This is a genomic window from Allobosea sp. (genome assembly GCF_048595345.1).
Classification (GTDB): Bacteria; Pseudomonadota; Alphaproteobacteria; order Rhizobiales; family Beijerinckiaceae; genus Allobosea.
This window is the reverse complement of sequence record NZ_JBMDWH010000136.1, coordinates 19820-27316: the sequence shown is the minus strand read 5'-3', so window position 1 is coordinate 27316 and position 7497 is coordinate 19820. Positions and strand designations below refer to the sequence as shown.

Here is a 7497-nt window from a genome sequence, read left to right as displayed (position 1 = left end):
AAGGACGAACCTTCTTCGCCGAGGTCGAGGCCAACTTCCGCGGCATGGACCGGCTGCGTGCCGGCGCCGCCCGCATCCGCGACTATGGCGCCGGCCAGTTGCGGGTCGCGACGCTGTCGGCGCTGAGTTCCTCGATCGTCCCCAACGCCGTGCTGCGCTTCCGCAGCCTGCGCCCCGAGGCGACCGTCACGCTGATGGACCTGCCCTCCCGCGACGTGCGCGACGGCGTCGCCTCCGGGATCTACGATATCGGGCTCGCCGCCGACGAGATCGATGTGACCGGCGTGGTCCATCAGGTCTTCGTCCAGCCGCGCGCGCTCTGCGCCATGCCGCTCGGCCATCCGCTCGCGACACGTGAGACGATCGGCCCGAACGACCTCTCGGGTGTCGATTTCGTCGCCTATGTGCCGGAAGATCGCGCCCGGCAGCGCTTCGACATGATCCTGTCGGAAGCGGGAGCGGCCCCGCCGCGCATCGTGGTCGAAACGATCTACGCGGCGACCGTCTGCGCGCTGGTGGCACAAGGCGTCGGCGTCGGACTGATCAGCCCCTATGCGATCGCCGGGCACGACCAGAGCCAGCTCGTGCTGCGGCCCTTCGAGCCTGCCGTGCAGAGCCGCAGCCTGCTGATCCTGCCGCCGGACAAGCCGAAATCGCAGCTGGTGCGCGATTTCATCGACTGCCTCATGGCAGCGCGCTGAACGCCATAACAATCCGGCATCGCGTTATACCTCAGCTCGAATTGCCTGCGGGCCACCGACGCCTATCCTCTCTCGAAACGCGCCGGGGAGGCGATGTCCGACGACATCGACGACGTTCGCCGCACCGCCGGGGGACAGGCTCGCGACGAGTGGCTCGGGCTCGACCGCCTCGAAGGCGGGGCCGTCCGTCGAGCGAGTTAACTATCGACCCGGCAAGGGAAGGCGACCATGCACGACACTACTCTTTGCGTTCACCATCCGGCCGTCGACGAGGAGGGCTATGCTTCGCTGGCTGTGCCCACGCACCGCGCCTCGACCATCGTCTATCCGGATGGGGCGAGCTTCATGGCCCGGAAATATCGTGGTTTCGACGGCTATACCTATGGCTTGCACGGCACGCCGACGACGCGCACGCTGGAAGCGCAGCTGACGCTGCTGCATGACGGCATCCGCACCGTCCTCGTGCCATCCGGGCAGGCGGCGGTGACCATCGTCATGCTTTCGGTGCTGATGCCAGGCGACAGGGTGCTGATCCCGGACACGGCCTATCCGCCTGTCCGCAGCTTCTGCGCCGATTATCTGGCGCCTCGCGGCATCGCCCACACCGTCTATGATCCGTTGATCGGGGCCGGCATCGCCGAGCTCATCGACGAGACGGTCAAGCTGGTCTGGGTCGAGTCCCCCGGCTCCAACACGATGGAGGTGCAGGACGTGCCGGCCATCGTCGCCGCGGCAAAGGCCAAGGGCGCGCTCGTCGGCTGCGACAACACCTGGGCGACGCCGCTGATCTTCAAGCCGCTGGAGCACGGCGCCGATTTCGCCTGCGAGGCGCTGACCAAATATGTCGGCGGGCATTCCGACCTGCTGCTCGGCTCCATCACCGTCAAGGACATGGCGCTGCGCCAGAAGATGAAGGAGATCCTGCGGGGCTTCGGCATCGGTGTCTCGCCGGATGAATGCCAGCTGGCCTTGCGCGGCATCGAGACCATGGGCCTGCGGGTCGCGCATATGGGCAAGGTCTCGGAGGACTTCGCCCGTCGGCTGGTGGACCACCCCATGGTCGAGCGGGTGCTTCACCCCGCGCTGCCGTCCTGCCCAGGCCATGCGATCTGGAAGCGCGACATGGGCCGCTCCTCCGGCCTGTTCAGCCTCGTCCTGAAACCCGTCGACGACGAGGCGATGAGCGCGGCGTTGAGCGCGCTTCGGGTGTTCGCGATCGGCGCGTCATGGGGCGGCACGCGCAGTCTCGTCGCGCCGCAGGGCGTCGCACAGGACAGGACCGCGACGGCCTGGACGGCGAAGGGGCCGCTCCTGCGGATCAGCATAGGCCTTGAGGACCCCGACGAGCTGTGGGCCGATCTCAGCCTGCTGCTGTCGGTTCTCGGCCAGTCGCGGACAACCGAGGCGGCCTGACCGAACAGGCGATTTCAAAGCCGGAAACGACACGGACACGGCGCGCGTCCCGCGCCGTGACGGGAGGATTTTGCCCAAGCCAGGGCCTGCAGACCAACCAAGGGGAAAACACTGTGAAGACGATCTTCCAAGCCGTCATGGCGCTCGGCCTCGTCACTGCGTTCTGCGGAGGCGCTCATGCTCAGACGAGCCCGACGCTCGCCAAAATCAGGGACCGCGGGGAGCTGATCTGCGGCAGCAGCCCTGGCGTCGCCGGCTTCTCGATCCAGGATGCGACGGGGCGCTGGAACGGCTTCGACACCGATATCTGCCGCGCGCTCGCGGTCGCGATCTTCAACGATCAGGACAAGATCAAATTCATCCCGCTCAGCTCCAAGGACCGGCTGATCGCTCTGCAGTCGGGCGAGATCGATGTCCTGCCGCGGACCACGACCTGGACGCTGTCGCGCAATCTCAGCCAGGGCGTCACCTTCACCGCCGTCAACTACTATGACGGCCAGGGTTTCATGGTGCCTAAGAAGCTCGGCGTGGCGAGCGCTTCCAAGCTGGATGGCGCCTCGATCTGCGTGGCGCAGGGCACGACCAGCGAGCTCAACCTGGCGGACTATTTCCGGCGCACGAAGATGAAATACGAGGTGGCGGCGTTCGGGACCTCAGAGGAGGCTTTGAAGGCTTATGAATCAGGCCGCTGCGACGCCTATACCACCGATATCTCCGCGCTGTCCGCTGTGCGCCTGAAGTTGCAGGACGCGGAGAGCCACATCATCCTGCCGGAGGTGATCTCCAAGGAGCCTCTCGGACCCTGGGTCCGGACCGGAGACGAAGGATGGTTCAATCTCGTCCGCTTCACCGTGCTGGCGCTTGTCGATGCCGAGGAGCTGGGCGTCACCAAGGGCAATGTCAGGGAGATGCTGAAATCCGACAACCCCGAGATCAAGCGCTTTCTCGGCCTGGACGGCAAATTCGGAGAGGCGCTCGGCGTCACCAATGACTGGACGGTGCGCATGATCGCCGCGGTCGGCAATTACGGGGAGAGCTTCGAGCGCCATCTCGGCAAAAGCTCTCCGCTCAAGCTCGAGCGGGGCCCTAATGCGCTTTGGACCCAGGGCGGCTTGCAGTACTCGCCGCCTTTCCGGTGAGAGATCCAGTCACACCGTCCTCAGCGTTGTGGCTGTGATGGAACCATCCGGTGTCGAGGCCAGGGCGGTCTCGACACCGAAGATTCCGGACGCAAACGATCGGTGACTGGATCGATCCGCTCACCTCGATCAGCATCCCGAGCCGCCGCATGGCGTAGCCATGCGTCGCGGAGGTTCCAGGCGCGGGTATGGGCTTGCCATAATATGGCATACCATATTAGCTTTTCGCATGAGGCGCCGCGGAGGCGACCCGGAGGCGGAACGAGGAGCCTTTCATGCGGACGATCAACCTATTGTTCGCGGCGGCGCTGGGCGTCGTCCAGGCTTTGGCGACCCCGGCGGTCGCAGCCTATCCCGAGCGCCCGATCAAGCTCATCGTTCCCTACGCGGCCGGAGGCTCGTCCGATATCGTCGGCCGGCTCTTCGCCGAGCGTCTCGAGAAGAAGCTCGGCCAGCCGGTGACCATCGAGAATGTCGGCGGTGCGGGCGGCGCGGCGGGCGCGCAGCGCACCGTGGGATCCGCGCCGGACGGCTATACGCTGCTGATCGGGGCGGGGTCCGAAATCCTGATCCGGCAATTGCTGCAGCCGACCCCTTATGACGGCCTGAAGGACCTGACCGCGATCGCCATGATCGGCACCGGACCGATGGTGCTCGTCGGCAAGCCGAGCCTCCCTGCCAAGACCCTGCCCGAGGTCATCGCGATGGCGAAAGCCGAGCCGGACGGCTTCGCCTACGGCAGCGCGGGGGCGGGAACCTTCATGCATCTGGCGGGCGAGGCCGTGAAGGCGCGGACCGGCACGCAGATCCGTCATGTGCCCTATCGGGGGGCGGCGCCGATGATGACGGATGTCATCGCCGGCCATGTCGATCTCGGCGTCGCCTCGCTGGCGTCGGCCCTGTCCTTCATCAAGGCGGGGCAGGCGAAGGCCTTCGCCATCACCTCTGCCAAGCGGGTCCCGTTTGCCCCCGAGATCCCGGCGCTCGACGAGTTTCCCGATCTGAAGGGGTTCGATCTCGACCTGTGGATCGGGCTGTTCGGGCCGGCGAAGCTGCCCGAACCGATCCTGGCGCGGCTGCGGCAGGCGACGGCCGAGGTGCTCGACGATCCCGGTTTGCAGGCGAAACTCGCGGAGCAGGCGATCGCCGTGCGCAAACTCGAGGGCGCCGAGCTCGCCGCCTTCCTCGCGCGCGAGCGGGAATCCTACGCCACGATCATCCGGGACGGGAAGATCAAGATCGACTGATGCGTGCCGGACGTCCTGCAAGCCCGTGACGAGCGCGGATCGCGCCGATCCCGTTCGGCGACGCGGCGGCTCTCACGCCCGGCGCGATCCGACGCAGGAGAGGCCTGTCGTTCTCGAGCGGCGCCCCTGCTCGGCTTGGCCCGGTCCGGCGCGGCCTGTTGATCGCATAATGGGCAGGCGCTACAGCATCCGATCGAAAACGGGGAACCGGTTCGGCGAAAATCCGCTGCCCTCATCCTATCCGAGAGCATCGCGACCGCGTGCGCCGGGACGCATGATGGCCCCGGCAGCAGGGATCGAAAGCTTCGCGTGCGGCGTCGGAGCTTGAGAGGACAGACATGGCGAGCAGTTTTTCCAGCGAGGCCATCCGGGTCGAGCGCCCGAGCAAGACGCTGCGCGAACTGACTCTCGACAAGGTGCGCGACGCCATCACCCATGGCTATTTCCGCCCGGGCGACCGGCTCGTAGAGCGCGATCTGTGCGCGCAGCTCGGCGTCAGCCGCACCGTCGTGCGCGAGGTCCTGAGGCATCTGGAATCGGAAGGGATCGTCAGCAATCCCGGCAATCGCGGGCCCATGGTCGCCGAGCTCGACGCCGACGAGGCGCAGCAGATCTACCAGATCCGTGCCGCCCTGGAGGGCATGGCCGCGCGCCAATGCGCCGAGGCCGGCGATGCGGCGCTGGCCGAGCGGCTGTCCGGGGCCCTGGCGGCGATCGTCGCGGCCTATGAGGCGCAGGACATGCCCGCCGTGCTGAGCGCGACGACGGGTTTCTACGAGCTTCTGTTCACGGGCGTCGGCCTCACCGTCGCCTGGGAGATCGAGAAGCAGCTGACGGTGCGCATCAACCATCTGCGTTCGCTCACCATCCGCACCAAGGGCCGCGCGGTGGACGGTCCGACGCGGATGGCGGCGATCCTCGAAGCGATCCGTCAGGGTGACGGCCCGAGGGCGCAGGAGGCGGCGGCCGCACATGTCGACAGCGCTCGCCGGATCGCCATCGCCATGCTCGAGCAGGACGCCGCCTCCCAGAGCTGAGCTCGACCAGGCGCCCGCGTTCCGTCGATGTCACGAAATCTGGGAGGGGTCTCGATCGCCGCTTGACGCCTCATCTTATGGCATACCATAATACGATATCCTGATCGAAGGACCATCTTGATGAGCGTCGAGATCCGCAAGACCCTGCTCCATGTGGAGACGACGTTCATCGAGGGGGGCAAGGCCGCGCCGAGGCCGCTCGTGCTGCATGCGGCGCTGGCGGTGGTGAAGAACCCCTGGGCCGGGCGCGGCTTCGTCGAGGATCTGAAGCCGGAGATCCACAGGGTCGCGCCGGTGCTGGGCGCCCTGCTGACCGAGATGATCATCAAGTCGGTCGGCTCGGGCGAGCTGGTCGAGGGCTATGGCAAGGCGGCCGTGGTCGGCCTCGACGGCGAGGTCGAGCACGGCTCCGCGCTGATCCATACGCTGAGGTTCGGCAACCACTATCGCACCGCGGTGAGCGCGAAGTCCTATCTCGCCTTCTGCAATACGCGCGGGCCGGCGAATGCGCCTGTCATGATCCCGCTGATGGACAAGAACGACGAAGGACGCCGTTCGCACTACCTGACCATCCAGACATCGATCCCGGATGCCCCCGCGGCCGACGAGATCCTCGTCGCGCTCGGCGCCTCGGTCGGAGGCCGCCCGCATCATCGCATCGGCGACCGCTACCAGGACCTCAAGGACCTCGGCCATGACGTCTCCAACCCTGCCGCGGTCTAGAACCGCGAGCGGCACGACCTATCTCGACGAGGGCCATGGCGAGCCGCTCGTCCTCATCCACGGCGTCGGCATGCGGCTGGAAGCCTGGACGCCGCAGATCGCGGCGCTGTCGGCGATGCGGCGGGTGATCGCGGTCGACATGCCGGGCCATGGCGGCAGCCAAAGACTGGTTCAGGGCGCGCGCCTGCCGGATTTCGTGGACTGGCTGGGCCGCTTTCTCGATGATCTCAACCTGACGCGCGTCGCGCTCGCAGGCCATTCCATGGGGGCGCTGATCGCGGGCGGCGCGGCCGCGACATTCGCCGATCGCATCGAGCGCGTGGCCCTGCTCAACGGCGTCTACAGGCGCACCGCGGAAGCCCGCGCTGCCGTGATGTCCCGCTCGCTGGAGATCGATCGCGGCCATGTCGATCTGGCTGCCCCGCTGTCGCGCTGGTTCTCCTCGTCGGAGATCGGCGGTGAGCCCTATGCGCTGGTGCGCGACTGGCTCGCCTCGGTCGATATCGCGGGATACGGCACCGCCTATGCCGCCTTCGCCGAGGGTGATGCCGTCTATGCCGATCGGCTCTCCGGCGTCGCGTGTCCCGCCCTGTTCCTCACCGGCGAACACGATCTGAACTCGACCCCCGACATGTCCCGGCAGATGGCCGCGGCCGTCCGGAACGGCGTCGCCGTCATCGTTCCCGGACATCGTCACATGGTGAACCTGACGGCGCCCCAGATCGTGAATGCCGCGCTCGCGGAATGGCTCGAAAGGGACGGCGCGGCATGAGCGAACCCAGCCTCGATCCGCGCGCCCTGCGCGACGCTTTCGGCGCCTTCATGACCGGTGTCACCGTCGTCATCGCGATGGGGATGACGGCAGGCCGCTCGGCTTCACGGCGAATTCCTTCGCCTCCGTCTCGCTGTCGCCGCCGCTGCTGCTGGTCTGCATCGCCAAGACCTCGCGCAACGACCTCGCCATGACCCGAGCGGCCGGGTTTGCGGTCAATATCCTCGCCGAGGACCAGAAGCAGGTCTCGAACACCTTCGCGAAGCCGGTCGAAGACCGGTTCTCCTGCGTCGACCGGCATCGCGGCATTGCGGGACGACCAGCTCGCCTCGCCGCAGACGGCCGATATCCTCCGCCGCTTCGACACCGAGCGCAGCCTCGGCAATTTCGGCGTCTATGTCGGCAACGAGACCGCCGGTCAGGTCCATCCGCTTTCGATGGGAGGCTCCGCTCCATGAAGCCTCG

8 protein-coding genes and 1 pseudogene are annotated in these 7497 nt (G+C 67.0%); all 9 read left to right on the top strand.

What is annotated here, in order from left to right; translation table 11 throughout:
• Window positions 1-701: LysR substrate-binding domain-containing protein (locus ACOJTB_RS13100; RefSeq protein ID WP_420102962.1), on the top strand; the 701-nt coding region annotated here is incomplete at its 5' end.
• 228 nt (window positions 702-929) lie between these two features.
• Window positions 930-2114, top strand: a complete 1185-nt coding sequence (locus ACOJTB_RS13095; protein WP_420102961.1) for a trans-sulfuration enzyme family protein — start codon at window positions 930-932, stop codon at window positions 2112-2114.
• A 137-nt stretch (window positions 2115-2251) separates the two neighbouring features.
• Entirely contained in the window at window positions 2252-3253 is a 1002-nt protein-coding gene (locus ACOJTB_RS13090) for an amino acid ABC transporter substrate-binding protein (protein ID WP_420102964.1), read from the top strand.
• A gap of 275 nt (window positions 3254-3528) precedes the next feature.
• Window positions 3529-4500 carry a Bug family tripartite tricarboxylate transporter substrate binding protein gene (locus ACOJTB_RS13085; RefSeq protein WP_420102960.1) on the top strand — a complete coding sequence of 324 codons (972 nt, stop codon included), beginning with the start codon at window positions 3529-3531 and terminating at the stop codon, window positions 4498-4500.
• Between the two features lie 338 nt (window positions 4501-4838).
• Window positions 4839-5537, top strand: a complete 699-nt coding sequence (locus tag ACOJTB_RS13080) for a GntR family transcriptional regulator (RefSeq protein WP_420102959.1) — start codon at window positions 4839-4841, stop codon at window positions 5535-5537.
• A gap of 120 nt (window positions 5538-5657) precedes the next feature.
• Window positions 5658-6260, top strand: a complete 603-nt coding sequence (locus tag ACOJTB_RS13075; RefSeq protein WP_420102958.1) for an amino acid synthesis family protein — start codon at window positions 5658-5660, stop codon at window positions 6258-6260.
• Window positions 6232-7032: an alpha/beta fold hydrolase gene (locus tag ACOJTB_RS13070; protein WP_420102957.1), complete on the top strand. Its 801-nt coding sequence runs from the start codon at window positions 6232-6234 to the stop codon at window positions 7030-7032. The genes ACOJTB_RS13075 and ACOJTB_RS13070 overlap by 29 nt, the downstream gene beginning before the upstream one ends.
• Window positions 7029-7354: pseudogene (locus tag ACOJTB_RS13065) on the top strand (flavin reductase family protein); the annotation flags it as partial. The gene ACOJTB_RS13070 and the pseudogene ACOJTB_RS13065, both read left to right, overlap by 4 nt.
• A complete protein-coding gene (locus ACOJTB_RS13060) occupies window positions 7341-7490 on the top strand; it encodes a hypothetical protein (protein WP_420102965.1) in 150 nt (49 codons plus the stop codon). The pseudogene ACOJTB_RS13065 and the gene ACOJTB_RS13060, both read left to right, overlap by 14 nt.
• Window positions 7491-7497: the final 7 nt, after the last annotated feature.

What these genes read in the sequence shown, in the direction of transcription:
- ACOJTB_RS13095 (WP_420102961.1), top strand. Translation starts at nt 930, where the DNA reads ATGCACGACACTACTCTTTGCGTTCACCATCCGGCCGTCGACGAGGAG.
- ACOJTB_RS13090 (WP_420102964.1), top strand. Translation starts at nt 2,252, where the DNA reads ATGGCGCTCGGCCTCGTCACTGCGTTCTGCGGAGGCGCTCATGCTCAG.
- ACOJTB_RS13085 (WP_420102960.1), top strand. Translation starts at nt 3,529, where the DNA reads ATGCGGACGATCAACCTATTGTTCGCGGCGGCGCTGGGCGTCGTCCAG.
- ACOJTB_RS13080 (WP_420102959.1), top strand. Translation starts at nt 4,839, where the DNA reads ATGGCGAGCAGTTTTTCCAGCGAGGCCATCCGGGTCGAGCGCCCGAGC.
- ACOJTB_RS13075 (WP_420102958.1), top strand. Translation starts at nt 5,658, where the DNA reads ATGAGCGTCGAGATCCGCAAGACCCTGCTCCATGTGGAGACGACGTTC.
- ACOJTB_RS13070 (WP_420102957.1), top strand. Translation starts at nt 6,232, where the DNA reads ATGACGTCTCCAACCCTGCCGCGGTCTAGAACCGCGAGCGGCACGACC.